The 18069-nt window shown below is 75.0% G+C and carries 17 protein-coding genes; 5 read left to right on the top strand and 12 right to left on the bottom strand.

The window, feature by feature from the left end; translation table 11 throughout:
- Positions 1-462: 462 nt before the first annotated feature.
- Positions 463-2163 carry an alkaline phosphatase D family protein gene (locus AC07DW_RS16975; RefSeq protein WP_478858437.1) on the bottom strand — a complete coding sequence of 567 codons (1701 nt, stop codon included), beginning with the start codon at positions 2161-2163 and terminating at the stop codon, positions 463-465.
- A gap of 143 nt (positions 2164-2306) precedes the next feature.
- A complete protein-coding gene (locus tag AC07DW_RS16970; protein ID WP_478858436.1) occupies positions 2307-2951 on the bottom strand; it encodes an HNH endonuclease family protein in 645 nt (214 codons plus the stop codon).
- Between the two features lie 191 nt (positions 2952-3142).
- On the opposite strand from AC07DW_RS16970, the gene AC07DW_RS16965 reads away from it, so the two are divergent.
- Both AC07DW_RS16965 and AC07DW_RS16960 read left to right on the top strand, forming a co-directional pair.
- Positions 3143-3925, top strand: coding sequence for an ABC transporter permease (locus AC07DW_RS16965; protein ID WP_478858435.1), 783 nt, complete (start codon positions 3143-3145; stop codon positions 3923-3925).
- 199 nt (positions 3926-4124) lie between these two features.
- Positions 4125-4709: a TMEM165/GDT1 family protein gene (locus AC07DW_RS16960; RefSeq protein ID WP_478858434.1), complete on the top strand. Its 585-nt coding sequence runs from the start codon at positions 4125-4127 to the stop codon at positions 4707-4709.
- 3 nt (positions 4710-4712) lie between these two features.
- On the opposite strand, the gene AC07DW_RS16955 is transcribed toward AC07DW_RS16960, so the two are convergent.
- Both AC07DW_RS16955 and AC07DW_RS16950 read right to left on the bottom strand, forming a co-directional pair.
- Positions 4713-5381, bottom strand: a complete 669-nt coding sequence (locus AC07DW_RS16955) for an HAD-IA family hydrolase (RefSeq protein WP_478858433.1) — start codon at positions 5379-5381, stop codon at positions 4713-4715.
- A gap of 182 nt (positions 5382-5563) precedes the next feature.
- On the bottom strand, positions 5564-6340 hold the full coding sequence (locus AC07DW_RS16950; RefSeq protein WP_478858432.1) for a peptidoglycan-binding domain-containing protein: 777 nt from the start codon (positions 6338-6340) through the stop codon (positions 5564-5566).
- A 394-nt stretch (positions 6341-6734) separates the two neighbouring features.
- On the opposite strand from AC07DW_RS16950, the gene AC07DW_RS16945 reads away from it, so the two are divergent.
- On the top strand, positions 6735-8783 hold the full coding sequence (locus AC07DW_RS16945; protein WP_478858431.1) for an MDR family MFS transporter: 2049 nt from the start codon (positions 6735-6737) through the stop codon (positions 8781-8783).
- Positions 8784-8800: 17 nt separating this feature from the next.
- On the opposite strand, the gene AC07DW_RS16940 is transcribed toward AC07DW_RS16945, so the two are convergent.
- A complete protein-coding gene (locus tag AC07DW_RS16940) occupies positions 8801-9355 on the bottom strand; it encodes a GNAT family N-acetyltransferase (protein ID WP_478858430.1) in 555 nt (184 codons plus the stop codon).
- A 107-nt stretch (positions 9356-9462) separates the two neighbouring features.
- Between AC07DW_RS16940 and AC07DW_RS16935 the strand changes: the two genes are divergently transcribed.
- Complete coding sequence (locus AC07DW_RS16935) at positions 9463-10107, top strand: hypothetical protein (protein ID WP_478858429.1); 645 nt, start codon at positions 9463-9465, stop codon at positions 10105-10107.
- Positions 10107-10685, top strand: coding sequence for a hypothetical protein (locus AC07DW_RS16930; RefSeq protein WP_478858428.1), 579 nt, complete (start codon positions 10107-10109; stop codon positions 10683-10685). The genes AC07DW_RS16935 and AC07DW_RS16930 overlap by 1 nt, the downstream gene beginning before the upstream one ends.
- A gap of 10 nt (positions 10686-10695) precedes the next feature.
- On the opposite strand, the gene AC07DW_RS16925 is transcribed toward AC07DW_RS16930, so the two are convergent.
- The 7 genes from AC07DW_RS16925 to AC07DW_RS16895 form a co-directional block, all read right to left on the bottom strand.
- Positions 10696-11364, bottom strand: a complete 669-nt coding sequence (locus AC07DW_RS16925; RefSeq protein ID WP_478858427.1) for an O-methyltransferase — start codon at positions 11362-11364, stop codon at positions 10696-10698.
- 319 nt (positions 11365-11683) lie between these two features.
- Positions 11684-12085, bottom strand: coding sequence for an aggregation-promoting factor C-terminal-like domain-containing protein (locus tag AC07DW_RS16920; protein WP_478858426.1), 402 nt, complete (start codon positions 12083-12085; stop codon positions 11684-11686).
- 356 nt (positions 12086-12441) lie between these two features.
- Positions 12442-13260, bottom strand: coding sequence for an ECF transporter S component (locus AC07DW_RS16915; protein ID WP_478858425.1), 819 nt, complete (start codon positions 13258-13260; stop codon positions 12442-12444).
- The gene (locus AC07DW_RS16910; RefSeq protein WP_478858424.1) at positions 13257-14960 is read right to left on the bottom strand and encodes an ABC transporter ATP-binding protein; all 1704 of its coding nucleotides are present in this window, start codon (positions 14958-14960) and stop codon (positions 13257-13259) included. The genes AC07DW_RS16915 and AC07DW_RS16910 overlap by 4 nt, the downstream gene beginning before the upstream one ends.
- A complete protein-coding gene (locus AC07DW_RS16905; RefSeq protein ID WP_478858423.1) occupies positions 14957-16042 on the bottom strand; it encodes an energy-coupling factor transporter transmembrane protein EcfT in 1086 nt (361 codons plus the stop codon). Before AC07DW_RS16905 ends, AC07DW_RS16910 begins: the two co-directional genes overlap by 4 nt.
- A complete protein-coding gene (locus tag AC07DW_RS16900; protein ID WP_478858422.1) occupies positions 16039-16722 on the bottom strand; it encodes an SCO2322 family protein in 684 nt (227 codons plus the stop codon). The genes AC07DW_RS16905 and AC07DW_RS16900 overlap by 4 nt, the downstream gene beginning before the upstream one ends.
- On the bottom strand, positions 16722-18017 hold the full coding sequence (locus AC07DW_RS16895) for a prenyltransferase/squalene oxidase repeat-containing protein (protein ID WP_478858421.1): 1296 nt from the start codon (positions 18015-18017) through the stop codon (positions 16722-16724). The genes AC07DW_RS16900 and AC07DW_RS16895 overlap by 1 nt, the downstream gene beginning before the upstream one ends.
- Positions 18018-18069: the final 52 nt, after the last annotated feature.

Raw genomic sequence — 18069 nt, 5'->3', positions numbered from 1 at the left:
GGGCGGAGGATCACCATCCGCTATGGGCGGGATTGCCGGAGGCCTGAACCGGACGTTCACCGGACGTTCACAGCCCCGGCGTGAGGCCCACCCACCGCGCCCGGCGGTGACCCGCCCCGTCGCCAGGACCCCGAGCCGACCGCCGACCTGCGGATACGCCCAACCCGAGCGCCTGCGGACACGCCCGGCAGGAGCGCCGCCGACCAGCGGACACGCCCGCCCCGCGCCCCCTCGCGGTGCCTCGGCCGGTCTCCGCGTCCCGGCCGCCCCTCGTCTGAGCCTCCGCCCCTGCCCGTCGTGAGCCCCCCGCCTCCGCCCCTGCCCCCCGCCTCACTGATCGTTTCAGAATGAGTCGAGTCGTAGGTCTCGCGTCCGGTGATCTGCGTGGGCAGGGCGTCCGGGCGCAAAGACGTCCCACCGACTGAGGTCCTCCCACCCTCTGCGGCCCGGCCCAGCGGTCGCCTACCCCTCCGCCGACGCCCCGCCGCCCCGGCGTGGCGTCAGGCTCCGTGTGTGCACCGTCCGCAGCTCGGCGCCGCTCCCGTCGCGGCCCCGCGCCATCGCGTGCTCCAGGCGCAGCTCCGCCGCCCGTCCGCGCAGCGTCAGCGTCATCAGCTGGTTCCCGAACCACGGCCCACCCGTGCGGCGCCAGTCCACGACCGGCGGTCCCGTCCGGCCGTGCCGCCGCAGGGCGTACCCGATCCACCGCCCCGCCCGGCTCCAGCTCAGCCGGAACCCGGCCCGCAGCGCCGCCGGGATCCGGTTGTGGACCGGCGAACAGGTCAGCTGGACGATCCGGGTGGACGCCGAAGTGGCGCCTTTCGGCCATTCGGGTTCGGCGACGTACGCGTGGTGCACATCGCCCGAGAGGACGCACACCGTCGCCGGGGCGTCCGGCCCGCTGCCGGCCTCGGCGAGCAGTCGCGTCAGCCGCTCGAAGGAGTCCGGGAAGGCGGCCCAGTGCTCCAGGTCGGCCGCCCGGCGCACGCGTTCCCCCAGTCGCGCCCACCGGTCGCCCCGCTCCCCGCGGCACAGTGCCGCGTTCCAGGCCTCCGCGTCGTGCATCATCGGCGCCAGCAGCCACGGCAGCGAGGCGCCCACCAGCAGGTGGTCGCAGTCCTCCCGGTCGGACAGGATCTGCTCGACCAGCCAGCGCGCCTCGTCCTCGTCGTGCATCGCCCGCTTCTGCTCGTCCAGCACGCGCCCCGCCCGGCTGTCGATCATCACCAGCCGCGTACGGCCGAAGTCCCGCCGGTAGCTCCACCGCACCCTGGCCGGGTCGGCGTCCGCATCGGCGACGAACCGGCGCAGCACGTCCGTCCCGTCCGGGGCGGCGCGGACCGCCGCGTACAGCGGGTCGGCGTCCAGTTCGTCGGGGGAGAGGTTGCCCAGGTGCTGGTGGACCCAGTACGACATCAGCCCGCTGAGGATCCGCTCGCGCCACCAGCCCTCCTTGCGCATGTCGGCCACCCAGGAGGCGCTGGTGTTCCAGTCGTCGATCACGTCGTGGTCGTCGAAGATCATGCAGCTGGGGACGGTGGACAGCAGCCAGCGCACGCCGGGGTCGAGCCAGGACTCGTAGTAGAGGTGGGTGTACTCCTCGTAGTCCGCGACCTGCGCTCCCGGTGCCTGGCGGAGGTCCCGGCGCCCGGCCAGCCAGCGGCGGGTGTCCTTGGAGGTCTCGTCCGCGTACACCTGGTCGCCGAGCAGCAGCAGGACGTCGGGGCGTACGGCACCGGGGTCCTCCGCCAGACGGGTGGCCAGGGTGTCGAGGGCGTCGGGGCCGACGGGGTCGTCCCCGCCCGCGGGGGGCGCGGCCCAGCGGCAGGACCCGAACGAGACACGTACCTCGTCGGCGCCCGTCCGGGGCGTGGTGATGGTGCTGGCGGGGTAGCGGTGGTCCGGTTCGGTGGGCGGCCACACCGGCTGGCCGTCGAGCAGGACCTCGTACGGCGTGGTGGAGCCGGGGGTCAGGCCGGTGACCGGCACCAGGGCGTAGTGGTGTCCGGCGACCTGGAAGGTCCGGACGCTGCCTCCGGCGCCGTCCGCGCACCGCACTTCGGCCGTGCACGGGCGGTCGGCCTCGACCCAGACGGTCGCCCGGTCACCGCGCTCCCAGTCGACATGCCGCAGGAGTGGTCCCAACCGCAGTCCGGCTGCCATGTCCGGCCTCCTCCATCGAGTCCGTGGCCTCGTCCATCGGCCCCGTGGGCTTCGTCGACTCCGCGGACACCGTCTCCGCCGACCCGCCCGTACTACTTCTGTACGGTACGGGGCGACGGAAACGTAAGGAACCGGGGAGCGGGTCAGCAGCCGTTGAGCACCGACTGCAGGGCGCTCTTCTCGGCGGAGTCCACGCTCAGGCTCCAGTGGTACTTCACGTGTACCCACATCCGGGCGTACGTGCAGCGGTACGCGGTGCGCGACGGCAGCCACTCGGCGGGGTCGAGGTCGCTCTTGGCCTGGTTGACGTCGTCGGTGACCGCGATGAGCTGCGGGCGGGTGAGGTCGTTGGCGAAGGCCTGGCGCTGCGAGGTGGTCCAGGCGCTCGCGCCGGAACGCCAGGCCTCTGCCAGGGCGACGACGTGGTCGATGTCGAGGTCCGACGCCGCGCGCCAGGTGGCGCCGTCGTACTCGGAGTACCACGTGCCGCTGACCGCCGCGCAGCCGGAGTCCTGGACGACGTTGACGCCGTCGCGCTTGAGGACGACCTCGCGGGTGTTGCAACTGCCCGACTGGGTGATCCAGTGCGGGAACAGGTCGCGGCTGTAGCCGCTGGAGGAACCTTCCGCCTTCACCGTGAGCTGGCCCAGGTACGTGCGGGCGGTGGCGGCGCTGACCGGGGTGGGCGGAGCGGCCTGGGCGGCGGGGGCGGTGGCCAGGACGCCGGTGGCGGTGAGTGCGGCGGAGGCGGCGAGAACGGCTATTCGACGCGCGTAGACACCGGACATGGGTAACTCCCTCGTGATGTGGGGGGGTGGTGACCGGCAGCCCGGCCGGGCTGCTCGGTCATCGTGGTGGCGCCGGGTTGCCCCGGGGAATGCGCCGGGTTACAGAGTGGCGACATGTGCACGTCACATCAAGGGTTGTGCCCGGTTTCTGACGGCCCGGCACCTGCCTTGTCCGGCTTTAGGGTTGACGTGTGCTGCTGCCCGTCAATGCCACGTTCGCGGCTGTTCTCGCCGTCCTGCTCGCCGTCGCCGCCGGCGTCGCCGCGCTCGCCCACCTCCGGGCGCCGCGCGAGATCGTCACCGCGGGGGTGCGGGCGGCTGCGCAGCTGGCCGCCGTGTCGCTGGCCATCGGGTGGGTCGTCCGCTCCGTACCGCTGCTGCTCGCCTTCCTGCTGCTCATGTACGCCGTCGCCGTCCGCACCGCGGGGCGCCGCGTCACGCCGAACGGGACGTGGGGGTGGGCGGCCGTGCCCATCGCCGCCGGGGTCGTCCCGGTCGTCGGCGCGCTGCTGCTGACCGGGCTCGTACCGCCGAAGGGCATCACCCTGGTGCCGGTGGCGGGCATCCTCATCGGCGGGGCGCTCACCGCGACGGTGCTCGGCGGGCGGCGCGCCCTGGACGAGCTCGGGACCCGGCACGGCGAGGTGGAGGCGGGGCTGGCGCTCGGCCTGCTGGAGCGCGACGCGCGTCTTGAGGTGGCCAGGGAGGCGGCGGCGGACGCCCTGCTGCCGGGGCTCGACCAGACCAGGACGGTGGGGCTGGTCACCCTGCCGGGTGCGTTCGTCGGGATGCTGCTGGGCGGGGCGTCGCCGCTGGAGGCCGGGGCGGTGCAGCTGTTCGTGCTGGTCGGGCTGATGGCCGTGCAGGGCGTCGCGGTCGCGGCCGTGCTGGAGCTGGTGGCGCGGGGCCGGCTGCACCGGCGCGGGGGGCGGCCGGGCCGATCGCGTACCCTGGACGGAGCAGAAGGGGAGTAGCTCTTCGCCGGAACGTCGACATACTGCTGGGCCTCGCGCCCGGCCGGCGCCCGGAGGCACGCCGTCGGGCGCGCCAGCGAGACCTTCGGCAACAGCAGTGCCATGCCTGTCCCCATCCATGGTGCCGCCGTGCCGGAGCGACCCCTGACACGTCTCTTCTCGGTACGGCGGAGCCCGACCGATCGAGGAATCAAATCCCGTGCTCAGCCTCACGATCATGGCGATCACCTTCGGCGTCGTCTTCCTCGCCGAACTTCCCGACAAGACCGCGCTGGCCGGCCTCATGCTGGGCACCCGGTACCGCGCGTCCTACGTCTTCGCGGGTGTCGCCGCCGCCTTCGCCGTCCACGTCGTGCTCGCGGTGGCCGCGGGCAGCGTCCTGACCCTCCTCCCGCAGCGGCTGGTGCAGGCCCTGGTCGGCGTGCTGTTCCTGGCCGGCGCGGCGGTGCTGCTCCTGAGGAAGGGCGAAGAGGACGAGGAGAACATCAAGGCCCCGGCCGACCAGTCCTTCTGGAAGGTCTCCGGGGCGGGCTTCATGCTGATCCTGGTGGCCGAGTTCGGCGACCTGACGCAGATCATGACGGCGAACCTCGCCGCCCGCTACGACGACCCGCTCTCCGTCGGCCTCGGCGCCGTCCTCGCCCTGTGGGCGGTCGCCGGAATCGGCATCCTGGGCGGCCGGACGCTGATGAAGTACGTACCGCTGCGGCTCATCACCAGGGTCGCCGCCTGCCTGATGCTGGCGCTGGCGGGCTTCAGCCTCTACGAGGCGCTGGCCGCGTGACGCCTACGCGGTGATGTGCAGGCGGATCGCGTCACCGGCGCGGTCCGCCTCCACGCGCACGTGCGTCAGGTCCGGTACGAGGACGTCGGGGCCGAACGCGCCCGCGCGCGGTCCCACGCCGACCACCCGCATCCCGGCGGCGCGCCCCGCCTCGATGCCCGCCTCGGAGTCCTCGAACACCACGCAGTCGGCGGGGTCGAAGCCCAGCTCGGCCGCGCCCTTCAGGAACCCCTCCGGGTCCGGCTTGCTGGCGCCCACGAGTTCGGCGGTCACCCGCACCCGCGGCATGCGCAGCCCGGCCGCGCCCATGCGGGCTCGGGCGAGCGCCTCGTCGGCCGAGGTGACCAGGGCGTGGGGGAGCGCGGCGATGGCGGCCAGGAAGGCGGGCGCGCCGCCGATCGGGACGACGCCGTCCAGGTCGGCGGTCTCCTCGGCGAGCATCACGCGGTTGTCGGCGTGGTTCTCCGCCATGGGACGGTCCGGCAGGAGGACGGCCATGGTGGCGTACCCCTGGCGGCCGTGGACCACCTTGAGGGCCTCCTCCGGGTCGAGCCCGTGCCGCAGCGCCCAGCGTCGCCAGCAGCGCTCCACGACGGCGTCCGAGTTCACGAGCGTGCCGTCCATGTCGAGGAGGAGGGCCCGGGCGGTCAGGACGGAAGGGGCGGCCGGCATCGGCGATCTCCACGGGGAGGGTGAGGTGGGGGTACGAAGTGGCCCGCCCGCCGGTCAGGGTATACGGGCGGGACCACTTTGTTCCTTTACGATACAAAACCATGCCCCCCAGCGCCAGTCCGCCCGGGGACGGTGCGCCGCCGTCCCCGGGCGGACCGGCGCGGGACCGGGGGCGTGCGGGGTCAGCGGGGGCCCGTCTCGGACTCCAGCCACTCGCGGGTCTCCGGGCCGTACACGCCCCAACCGTCGCTCCGCAGGTCGCGGGCCTCCTGGTACTGGCCCACGCTCCACTCCACGTCCTTGTTGTAGCGGCCGTTCATCGGTCCGTCGTAGAGGCCGGCCTCCCGCAGCCGGTACTGGAGCTCCGTGACCGCCGCCCCCGAGTCGCCCCGCCGCAGGGTGGCGGGCTCCTCGGGGGCGGGCTCCGCGCTCGGCACGCGGCTACGGGTGGGCGAGGGCGCCGGTCCGCCCGGCGGGTCGTTCGAGGGGCTCGGGGAGGCCGACGCCGACGGCGTGTCCGGCACCGCCAGGGCCAGGGACGCGGAAACCGCCACCGAGGCGGACGGCGAGGCCGACCGTGACGCGGAGGCTGACGCCGTCGCGGACGGGGACTCCGTCCGCGACGGCGACGACGACGGCGACCCGGACGCCCGCGACGGCTCCGCGGGCCCCTCGCTCGGCCACGCGGGCGCGCTCGGCACCAGGTCGGGAAGGGCCCGGTCCGCCTCGCCGTCCCGGCCGAACAGCCCGCCCGCGAACGCGGCCACGGCCACCACCGCGACCACCGCCGCCACGGCGCCCAGCACGGCGTACGGCCGGCGGGCACGGCTGCGGGACCGGGCGTCCGCCCGGGCCTGCGCCCGGGTGCCGGCCCGCGCGCCGCGCGGTGGGCCCACCGTGTCCAGCGACACCAGCTCCGGCTCCAGCGGCACGTACAGCGGCATCGTCGACGCGGGCATCGCGGGCGGCACGAAACCCGGCGAACCCGCGGAACCCGGGACCGCGGAACCCGGGACCGCGGAACCCGGGACCGCGGAACCCGGCGGCTCCGGGCCCCGGCCGGGCTCCCCGCCGAGGTTCACGTACGGACGTATCCCCAGCGTGTCCTCCGTGGAGGCACATCCGCAGTCGCCGTCGCAATCAGGACAGAACTGTCCCGTCAATGTGGGCCCCTCCCCTTTGAACTGCGAGCGATTATGCAGCCCGCCGGGCCACCCGGAGGACCACGGTCCGCCCCCTCCTCCCCGCTCGGCGGGCCGTATCGGGACGAAGCGCCCAGGATGGGATGAGGAAACGAGGGGTAACGCGTCCGACCCGCCCGCCCACGCGACGAGGGATGACGAGGGAGAAACCATGGCGCAGGAAGTGACCACACCGGCCACCGGCCCCGCCCCGGGACAGGGACAGAACCGGCGTACCGTCCTGGTCGCCATCGGCGCCCTCCTGCTCGGCATGCTCCTGGCGGCGCTCGACCAGACCATCGTCTCCACCGCGCTGCCGACGATCGTCAGCGAACTGGGCGGCATGGAGCACCTGTCCTGGGTCGTCACCGCGTACATGCTCGCCTCGACCGCCGGTACCCCCCTCTGGGGCAAGCTCGGCGACCAGTACGGGCGCAAGAAGCTCTTCCAGACGGCCATCGTCATCTTCCTCATCGGCTCCGCGCTGTGCGGCATCGCGCAGAACATGCCGCAGCTCATCGCGTTCCGGGCCGTCCAGGGCCTGGGCGGCGGCGGCCTGATGGTGCTGTCCATGGCCATCGTCGGCGACCTCGTCTCACCGCGTGAGCGCGGCAAGTACCAGGGCCTGTTCGGCGCCGTGTTCGGCGCCACCAGCATCCTCGGACCGCTCCTGGGCGGGCTGTTCACCGAGCACCTCTCCTGGCGCTGGGTGTTCTACATCAACCTGCCCATCGGCGTCGTCGCGCTCTTCGTCATCGCCGCGGTGCTCCACATCCCCGCGCGCTCCACCCGCCACACCATCGACTACCTCGGCACCTTCCTCATCGCCTCCGTCGCCACCTGCCTCGTCCTCGTGGCGTCCCTCGGCGGCACCACCTGGGACTGGGGCTCGGCCCGGATCATCGGCCTCGCCGTCGCCGGAGCCGTCCTGCTCGTCTGGTTCGTGCGCGTCGAACGGCGGGCGGCCGAGCCCGTGCTGCCGCTGAAGCTCTTCCGGATCCGCACCTTCACCCTGGTGTCGGTCATCAGCTTCATCGTCGGCTTCGCGATGTTCGGCGCGATGACCTACCTGCCGACGTTCCTCCAGGTCGTCAGGGGCGTCACCCCGACGATGTCCGGGGTGCACATGCTGCCGATGGTGCTCGGCATGCTCCTCACCTCCACAGCCTCGGGCCAGATCGTCAGCCGCACCGGCCGCTGGAAGGTCTTCCCCGTCCTCGGCACCGCCGTCACGGCCCTCGGCCTGGTCCTCCTGCACCGGATGAAGGTGTCCAGCTCCGACTGGGAGATGAGTCTGTACTTCTTCGTCTTCGGCGCCGGGCTCGGCCTCGTCATGCAGGTCCTGGTCCTGGTGGTGCAGAACGCCGTCGGGTACGAGGACCTCGGCGTCGCCACCTCCGGCGCCACCTTCTTCCGCTCCATCGGCGCGTCCTTCGGCGTGGCCATCTTCGGCACGGTCTTCACCAACCGGCTCACCGGCAAACTGGCCGACGCCCTCGCCGGCCGGGAACTGCCCCCGGGAGCCGGGGCGGACCAACTGGCCGCCGACCCGCGCGCCATCGCCGCACTCCCGCCGGACCTGCGTCCCGCCGTGCTGGACGCGTACGCCACCTCCATCACGGACGTCTTCCTGTACGCCGCGCCCGTCGTCGTCCTCGCCTTCCTCATCGCCCTGCTGCTGAAGGAGGACCGGCTGCGCGGCGCGGTCACCGCCCCCGACCCCAGCCAGACCGTCGCCTCCAACCCCGTCGAACGCTCCTCGCACGACGAGTGCGCCCGCGCGCTGTCGGTGCTCGGCTCCCGCGAGGGCCGCAAGGAGATCTACGAGAAGATCACCGCCCGCGCGGGGCTCGACCTGCTCCCCGCCGCCAGCTGGCTGCTGCTGCGCGTCCGCCGCCACGGCACGGTGGAGCCCGGCCTGCTCGCCGACACCACGCCCGTACCGCTCCGGTTCATCACCCAGGCGGCCCGGCAGCTGGAGGAACGGCGTCTGGTGCGCCGCGAAGGGATCCAACTGCTGCTCACCGACCAGGGCGCGGCCGTGGCCGCGCGGCTGGCGCACGCCCGGGAGGAGTCCCTCGCGGAGCTGCTCGGCGACTGGTGGGGGCCGGAGCGGCCGACCGACCTGGTGCAACTGGTCGAGGAGCTGACGGCCGAGCTGTGCGGCTCCCGGCAGGAGCGGCCCAGGGCCGTGGAGGTGCGCCGGAACCACGCGCGCTAGGCGGTACGGCCATACGGCTAGGGAGTGTCCGGAAAGTCGCGGCCCAGGGGGGACCTTCCGGACACGACCCGGGGCCGGCCGGCGGCTGTCAGCTCCTTGCCGTACCAGACGTCCATGTAGGGGCCCTCGCAGTACGCCGGGATCTCGCGGTAACCGCACCGGACGTACAGGGCGCGCGCCTCCACCAGGTCCAGGCGGGTGTTGAGCACCATGCGCTTGGCGCCCAGCCCGACGGCGGCGGTCTCCAGCGCGTCCATCAGGAGGCCGGCGCCGCCGGTGCCGCGGAAGGCGTGCCGGATGAAGACCCGGGTCAGCTCGGCCCGTTCCCCGTCCAGCATCAGCACCCCGCCGCAGGCCGCGGGCTTCCCTTCCACCCGGCCGACCACGAACGCGCCGGTGGGCGGCGTGAGTTGGTTCAGCTTCTCGTTGAGGATCGCGTCGTCGATCTCGTCCGCCGTGATCGGCCGCCCGTAGTAGCGGCTCGCCACGTCGTCGTAGTAGTCGACCCGGAGAGCGGTGGCCTCGGGCGTGTCGTAACGCTCCGGGCGGATACTCCAGTTGGTACTCGTCATGGTGTGTCTCTATCCGAGGGACCGTCGTTTGGCCAACGCGTTTGCGGCAACACGGCCGACGAACAGACACGAAGAAACCCCGACCCCTGGATCGAGGGAAGACAGTCATGTCCACTGTCCTGATCGTCGTCGCCCTGGTCGTCGTCTTCGCCGCCGTGGTCGCCGCGGTCCTGTACGCCGGACCGGGCAGGGGGGCCGGCCGCCGCGGGCACGGGTTGAAGCGGCGGTTCGGCCCCGAGTACGAGCGGACCGTCGCCCGGCACGACGGTGACACCAAGGCCGCGGAACGAGAACTCGCCGAGCGCGTCCGGCTCCACGGCGACCTGCGGCCGCGGCCGCTGTCCCGTGAGGCCCGTGAGCAGTACGTGGCCCTCTGGGCGGGTCTGCAGGAGCAGTTCGTCGACGCGCCGCGCCAGGCCGTCTCCGAGGCGGACCGGCTGCTGGCCCGGCTGGCCGAGGACCGCGGCTTCCCGGCGGCCTCCGCGTACGAGGAGCAGGTCGCCGCGCTGTCCGTGCACCACGCCGAGCACGTCGACGGCTACCGCCGGGTGCACCGCGCCGCCCACACGGACGGCCGCGACCCGCACACGGGCACCGAGGAGCTGCGTGCCGCGATGGTCGACGCCCGCCGGCTCTTCGAGGAGCTCGTCACCGAGCACGCCGAGGACCACGCCCGCCACGCCCCGCGCCGCCAGGAAGGCCGCGGCCACCGGGCCCACACGCCGTGGCAGCCGAAGGGGAGTGGCGCCTGATGTCCCCGCAGCGACCGACCCCGCAGCACGGCACCGGTGACCCGTCCGGGGCGAACACCCCGACCGGTACCTCGTACCGCGTCGCCCCCCTGAACGAGGCCGTCACCCCTCCGAAGACGCCGCCGGCCGCCCCGGGCGCCGCGCCCGGACCCGGCGCGGTTTACAAGGTCGAAGCGCCCACCGGAGCCCCCACCACCACCGCGACCACGCCCCCGGCCGCCGGCCCGGGCACCGGCCCCACCGGGGCCGGCGTTCGCGGGGACGCGCCTCGGACGGGGGACGTGGCCGGGGTGTCCGCCCCGCTGGTGCCGGACGAGGCCCGCGAGGAGCTCGCCCGGCGGATGCAGCAGGCGCTCAGCGGGTTCGTCGACAGCCCGCACCGGTCCGTGAAGGAGGCCGCCGCCGTGCTGGACGCGGCCGCCGACGAGCTCACCGCCGCCCTGGCCGACCACCGCCGTGCCCTGCGCGCCGACTGGGACGCGGACGGGCGCGGGGACGACCAGGAGCCGGACACGGAACGGCTCCGGGTCACGCTCCAGGCGTACCGTGCCATGGCCGAGCGCCTGTTGCGGGTGTGACGGCGGCGGGTCAGGCCGCGACGCGGGCCAGCAGCATCCCGTCGTACCCCTTGCCGCCGACCGTCTGGAGCGCCGTCGCGTCCAGCCGTGGGTCACGCGCGACCAGGTCGAACAGCTCACGCGTCGCGGTCACCGCCGGGTCCTGCGAGGACTCGTCGGTGATCGCGCCGCCGCGTACCACGTTGTCCACGACGATCAGACTGCCCGGCCGGGTGAGCCGCAGTGCCCACTCCACGTACCGGGGGTTGCTCGGCTTGTCGGCGTCGATGAAGACCAGGTCGAAGGGGCCCGCGCCCTCGTCGGCCAGCCGGGGCAGCGTGTCGAGGGCGGCGCCCGTCCGGACCTCGGCCACCTTGTCCAGTCCGGCCCGTGCGAGGTTCGCGCGGGCGACGTCCGCGTGCTCCGGGGCGTGCTCCAGGGTGATCAGCCGGCCGTCCTCCGGGAGCGCGCGGGCCAGCCACATGGTGCTGTAGCCGCCGAGGGTGCCGATCTCCAGCACCGTACGGGCCCCCTGCACACGGGCCAGCAGGTGCAGGAACTTGCCCTGGGGCGGCGTCACTCCGATCGCCGGCAGGCCGGCCGCGTCGCTGTCGGCGAGCGCGGCGGTCAGGGCCTCGTCGGCGGGCGCCAGCATGTCGGTGAGGTAGTCGTCCACGGCGGACCAGCGTTCTTGGCTCATGCAGCCGAACGTACGTCACTTCGCCACCCGCCGGGCCCCACTTGTCCGCACGTGTCACCCCCGCCCGGTGGGGGGGGGGGGGGGGGGGGCGGGGGAGGGGGGGGGGGGGGGGGGGGGGGGGGGGGGGGGGGGGGGGGGGGGGGGGTTCCGTACCCCCCCCCCCCCCCCCCCCCCCCCACCCCCCCCCCCCCCCCCCCCCCCCCCCCCACCCCCCCCCCCCCCCCCCCCACCCTCCCCCCCCCCCCCCCCCGGGCCGGGACGCGGGAAGGCCCCGGTGAACGTCGTTCACCGGGGCCTCGCGCCGTCAGGCCGGGACGGCTCAGTACCAGCCGTTGGACTGCCAGAAGTTCCACGCGCCGCACGGGCTGCCGTAACGGTCGTTCATGTAGTCCAGGCCCCACTCGATCTGCGTGGCGGGGTTGGTCTTCCAGTCCGAACCGGCCGACGACATTTTCGAGGCCGGCAGGGCCTGCACCAGGCCGTAGGCGCCGGACGAGGCGTTCGTGGCGGACGGGTTCCAGCCGGACTCGTGCTCGACGATCCTGTCGAAGCACTGGTACTGACCCGCCGGGACCATCTTCTTCGCGATGTCCTGCGCGGAGGCGGCCGAGGCCGGAGCGGTGGTGCCCAGCACGGCGCCGGTGGCACTCAGCAGCACCGCGGCGCCGGCGGCGACGGACTTGGGACGGGCGGAGAAACGGCTGACGAGCGAGCGGAACACGTAGCGACCTAACGTCGGGGACTTGGGGAGTCGCGGGCATGCCGGACCACGCCGGGAGGCGGGGTTCGGGGTCCCCTGCTCGGGCGGGGCCGAGAGCTCGGGGAGGGCTGCCAGGGGCGCTGCGATGCGAGCTGCGCCCGGCGACATCACCAGAGAAGCAGGGCGGTCCGGCCGCCGCAAGGACCCCCGGTACTACCCGGGACCGGAGAGGGGGCGAAGGGACTCTTGGCCCCCGGCGGCGATCAGCGCACGTCACCACGGGAGGACCCGGGACCGCCAGCCGTCCATTTCAGGGCACTATGTCCCTTCGTATGTGACCTGTGTCCTGTGGGGCGCCTCACCCCCGAAGGCCGCCTTCAGGCCTTGTCGGCGCCTTCGAATGTGACCTGGACCTCGAAGGCGGCCCGCCGAGTGGCCCGTCGCAGAGCCCGCAGGACCGTCGATCCGATGGTCATCACCAGGACGACGGTGAGCACCGCCCGCCCCAGGTCCCAGCCGAGCGACGTCGCCGCGCAGTAGGCCACGAACCGCACCAGGTTCTCCCGCACCGGGTCACCGGCGTGGAACGAGATCCCGCTGCCCATGCCCTGCAGGGTCACCCAGCCCTGGAGGTTCATCACCGTCCCGTACGCGAACGACGCCACCGCCCCGTACAGCGACAGCATCAGCAGCTCGCCCCGGCCCCGCAGCGCCACCGGCCCCGGCAGCAACCCCGCGCCCATGGTGAACCAGCCCATCGACAGCATCTGGAACGGCATCCACGGCCCCACCCCGCCGGTCAGCAACGCCGACGCGAACATCGTCACCGCGCCCAGCACGAATCCGAACCCCGGGCCCAGGACCCGGCCGCTCAGCACCATGAGGAAGAACATCGGCTCCAGGCCCGCCGTCCCCGCGCCCAGCGGACGCAGCGCCGCCCCGACCGCCGCCAGCACGCCCAGCATCGCCACCGCCTTGGCGTCCATGCCGCAGTCGGCGATCGTCGCCACCACCACGGCGACCAGCAGCGGCAGCACCACGGCCAGCAGCCACGGCGCGTCCTGCGACCGGCCCGCCAGCACGGACGAGCCGTCCGCCAGCAGCGGCCAGCCGAAGGCGACCACCCCCACGGCGCCGATCAGCACGAGCGCCGCCACCGAACGGGGCCCCAGGCGCACCGGGCGGGCGGCGCTCACAGGGCCGCCTCCACCTGTGCGACGGTCAGCCACGGCTGCGGGGCCAGGATCTTCGCCACCTGCGGGGCGAACGCCGGGGAGGAGACGACCACCTCGTGGGTCGGGCCGTCCGCGACGACCTCCCCCTCGGCCAGGACGACCACCCGGTGCGCCAGCTCGGCCGCCAGCTCCACGTCGTGCGTCGCCATCACGATGGCGTGCCCGTCGGCGGCCAGCCCCCTGAGGACGCCGGCCAACCGGGCCTTCGCCGCGTAGTCCAGGCCCCGCGTCGGCTCGTCGAGCAGCAGCAGCGGGGGCCGGGCGGCCAGCACCACCGCCAGGGCCAGCGCCAGCCGCTGCCCCTCCGACAGGTCCCGGGGATGGGTGCCGTCGGCCACGCCGGGCAGCAGCTCCGACACCAGCGCCCGGCACGTCCCCGGCGCGGCGCCCGCGTCGGCGTCGGCCGCCGCGCACTCGGCCGCCACCGTGTCCGCGTACAGCAGGTCGCGCGGCTCCTGCGGGACCAGCCCGACGTGCCGGACCAGTTCGCGCGGCGCCGTACGGTGCGGCGCCCGGCCGCCCACCAGGACGCTGCCCGACGCCGGCTCGACCAGCCCGACCAGCGCCCCGAGCAGGGTGGACTTGCCGGCCCCGTTGCGCCCCATGAGGGCCACGGTCTCCCCGGCGCGCACGCCGACGGCCACGTCCCGCAGCGCCTCGGCCCTGCCGCGCCGCACCGACAGGCCGCGCGTCTCGGCCACCGTCGGCCCGGCGCTCCCGCTGCCCCCGGCGGCGTCGCCGCGCACCAGGCGGCTCAGCACCGCCCGCACCCCGGACGGGGCCACCGGGGCGCCCGCCGCGACAGCCGGCCCACCGGTGGAGGCGACGGCGGGGGCGGGCGCGAGCCCCGCCAGCCGGTCCCGCAGCCCGCCCGCCCGGCGCCGGGCGTCACGTACCGACAGCGGCAGCGGGTCCCAGCCCGCCAGCCGGCCCAGGGCGACCACCGGCGGGCGCACCGGCGACACCGCCATCACCTCGGCGGGCGGGCCGACGACCACCGGCGCGCCGGGCGCCGGCAGGAGGGCCACCCGGTCGGCGTACTGCACCACGCGCTCCAGGCGGTGCTCGGCCATCAGGACCGTGGTGCCCAGGTCGTGGACCAGCCGCTGCAGGACCGCGAGGACCTCCTCCGCCGCCGCCGGATCGAGCGCCGACGTCGGCTCGTCGAGCACCAGCACCTTCGGGTGCGGGGTCAGGACGGACCCGATCGCCACCCGCTGCCGCTGGCCGCCCGACAGCGTGGCGATCGGCCGGTCGCGCAGCGGGGCGAGGCCCAGCAGGTCCAGGGTCTCCTCCACCCGGCGCCGCATCACCGCGGGCGCCAGCCCCAGCGACTCCATCCCGTACGCCAGCTCGTCCTCCACCGTGTCCGTGACGAAGTGCGCGAGCGGGTCCTGGCCCACCGTGCCCACCACGTCCGCCAGCTCACGCGGCCGGTGGGTGCGGGTGTCGCGGCCGTCGACGGTGACCCGGCCGCGCAGGGTGCCGCCCGTGAAGTGCGGGACCAGGCCCGACACCGCGCCCAGCAGCGTCGACTTGCCCACCCCCGACGGGCCCACCAGCAGCACCAGCTCGCCCTCGGGGACGGTGAGGTCGACACCGTCCAGCGCGGGCGCGGCGGCGTCGGCGTACGTGACCGTCACGTTCTCGAACCGGATCACACGGACTCCTTCGGCAGCGGGGCCACGAAAGCGGGCAGCAGGCCCACGAGGACGACGAGCGCCGGCCACAGCGGCAGCCCGGGCGCGGAGAGCGGAACGACAACCAGGTGCAGCGCCACCGGGTCGGCACCGGCCATCAGGGTGCCGACCGCCGCGCCCGACCCCGCCACCAGCCAGGACCGCGCGCCCCACCGGTCGGGCCGGTAGCGGGTGCGCACCGAACGGCGGCCGCCCAGCCGCAACCCCGCCGCCGCCATGACCACCCCCGCCGCGACGAACGGCACCGCGTACGAGGCCCCCGACGCCGTCAGCAGACCGTACGCGCCGACGCACACCGCGAGCAGGCCGCCCAGCGTCAGGACCGTCGTGGCGTGCCGTACCGCACGCGGCACCGGTGCGGTGCGGCCGTAGCCCCGCGCGTCCATCGACGCGGCGACCGCCACCGACCGCTCCAGCGCGCCCTCCAGCACCGGCAGCCCCACCTGGAGCACCGCCTTCACCCCGCCCGCCGGCCGTCCGCGCAGCCGCCGGGCGGCCCGCAGCCGTCCCACGTCGGCGACCATGTTCGGCGCGAACGTCATCGCGACGACCACGGCGACCCCCACCTCGTACAGCGCGCCGGGCAGCGACTTCAGCAGCCGCGCCGGGTTGGCGAGCGCGTTGGCGGCGCCCACGCAGATCAGCAGCGCGGCCAGCCTCGCCCCGTCGTACAGCGCGAACACCAGCTGCTCGGCCGTCACCCGGCCGCCGATCCGCACGCCCCGGGCCCAGTCGGGCAGCGGCACCTCGGGCAGGGTGACCAGCACGTGCGTACCGGGGACGGGGGAGCCGAGCAGCGCCGAGAACACCAGCCGGACCACCAGGACCGCCAGGCCCAGCTTCACGAACGCCCCGTACGAGCGGGCCCACGGCGCGTCGGTGCGTCGGGCCGCCACCACGTACCCGGCGACACCGACCAGCAGGCCCAGCAGCAGGGGGTTGGTCGTGCGGGACGCGGCGGCGGCCAGGCCCAGGGCCCACAGCCACCAGGCGCCCGCGTGCACGGCGTTGGAGCGGTTCGCCCCGGGCGCGCGGAGGTTCATCGGCGACGGCGGCGGGCCTGCCACACCCCGGCGGCCCCCAGGACGGCGACGGCGGCCACCCCGGCGACCGTCCCGGCGGACGGCCCGGGTTCGAGGTCCGTCACCGGGTGGGCCGCGGGCGTCGGCGACGCCGAACCGGCGGGGCCAGGCCCGCCGGGGGTCGTCGAAACCTGCTCCCCGCACCCCGTCCTCGGGTAACCCGCGATCGCGCACAGCAGCGCCCGGTCGTCGTACCGCAGCGGCCTCGCCACCGCCGCGAGCGCCTCCGCGCCGGTCGCGTCGGCCCGCACCCGCGCGCACGCCGCGCGCGGCGCGGGCGGCTGCCCGTCGTGCGCGGGCGCGTCCGCCGCCGTACCGAAGTCGATGACGACGGCGACCCGCTTGGTGCCGTCCTCGGCGGGCACCGTCCCGCAGATCGCGGCGAAGCCGGGTGCGCGGCGGGGCCGTGCGGCGTCCCGCGAGTCGGCGCTCACGGCGAACCGGTAGCCGTTGACGTCACCGTCGGCGGGCCGGGCGGTGCCCGGGCCCTGCGTGGCGTACGTCCACCCGCCTCCCGGTCCGCCCTCCCAGAACGACCAGTAGCGGTAGCCGGCCGCCTCGGCCGTCCCGGGGAGGCCGAGCAGCACGGCGCAGACCGCGACCGCGACCGCGAGGAGCGGGGCCGGGAACCGGGCACGCATCACGGCCGCCCGGTCCGCTTGCGGCCGCTGAGCAGGAAGCCGATGCCGATGCCGGCCACCAGGAAGACGGCGACGACCAGCCGGACGTCGACGCCCGGCTCGCCGCTCTCCTCGTCGTCCGCCCCCTGCTCCGCGGGCTTCTTCGACTCCAGGGGCACCGACGCGGGGACCGGGCCGGTCGCGTTCAGCCGCTGTACGAGATCGACACCGCCGAAGTCGCGGGCGTCCTCGCCCACCGTGTGGGCGGCGAGGACCAACTGCGCCCAGGCGGCCGGGCCGTTCTCCCGGGCCCAGGCCGCGGAGTTCTTCTTCAGCCACGCCACGGCGCCCGCCGCCTTGCCGCCGTGCCCGGCCGCGCCCAGGGCGATGACGGCGTCGGCGGTGTTGCCGACGTCGGGCAGGGGGGCCGCGGTTCCGGCGCCCGGCATGGGCGGCAGATCGAGGTGGCCGCTGCCGGCGAGGGCGCCGGCCAGCCAGGCGGCGCCGTTGCGGGCGGCGCGCTCGGCGGTCGGCCTGGCCGGGGTCCGGCAGGTCGGCCGCTGCTCCGGCTCGACGCCGCGCGTCCGGAGGTCCTTGCCGAGCCCGGCGAGGACGGCGGCCGCGGTGGCGTCGGCGTTCGCGACGAGCGCGCCGGTCTTCGCGTCGGCCTGGTAGGCGAAGGCGCCCGCGCCCGTCCCCGCGCCGCAGGGGATCGCGAAGCCGAGCAGCGCGTCGTAGGGGGTCCGGCCGCCGCTGGAGGTGATGTCGCCGGGCCGGTGGCCGACGGCGGCGAGGGCGCTGACGACGATCGACGTGGAGTTGGCGTCGCTGGGCGCGCCGGGGTGGTAGCCCCAGCCGCCGTCCTTGTTCTGCACGCCCTTCAGCCAGGCGGCGCCCGCGCCGATGGCCTTGCTGACCGGGTCGGTCCCGGGCTCGGCCGCCTCCGGCCTGTCGACGCCGGACAGGGCCTGGACGGCGACGCCGGTGGCGTTGGTGTCCAGCGGGGTCTTCGGGTCGCAGGTCTTCGCCGGGTCGGGGCGGTAGGAGGCGAAGCCGCCGCTGTCGCACTGCTGGTCCAGCAGCCAGCCCACGGCCTCGCGGTTCGGCTCGACACCGGCCACCTGCTGGGCCATGAAGGCGAGCGACTGCCGCCACACACCGTCGTAGGTGGGGTCCTTGGTGCCGTACAGGCCGGCCGGCATCACGGGGGAGGGGGCCGGCGAGGGCGCCGCATGGGCGGCCGGGGCACCGCCGGACAGCAGGACGGCGGCCGCGGCGAGCGCGGCGGCGCCGCGGCGGACGCGAACGGTGGTCATGGCTTCGGTGGCCTCTCCTGCGGGAACCGGGCACCGGCACGCGAAAGGCACC

The sequence above is a fragment of the Streptomyces sp. NPDC045701 genome (assembly GCF_056432045.1).
The sequence above is the reverse complement of the archived record's forward strand: the minus strand, read 5'-3'. Positions and strand labels throughout refer to the sequence as shown.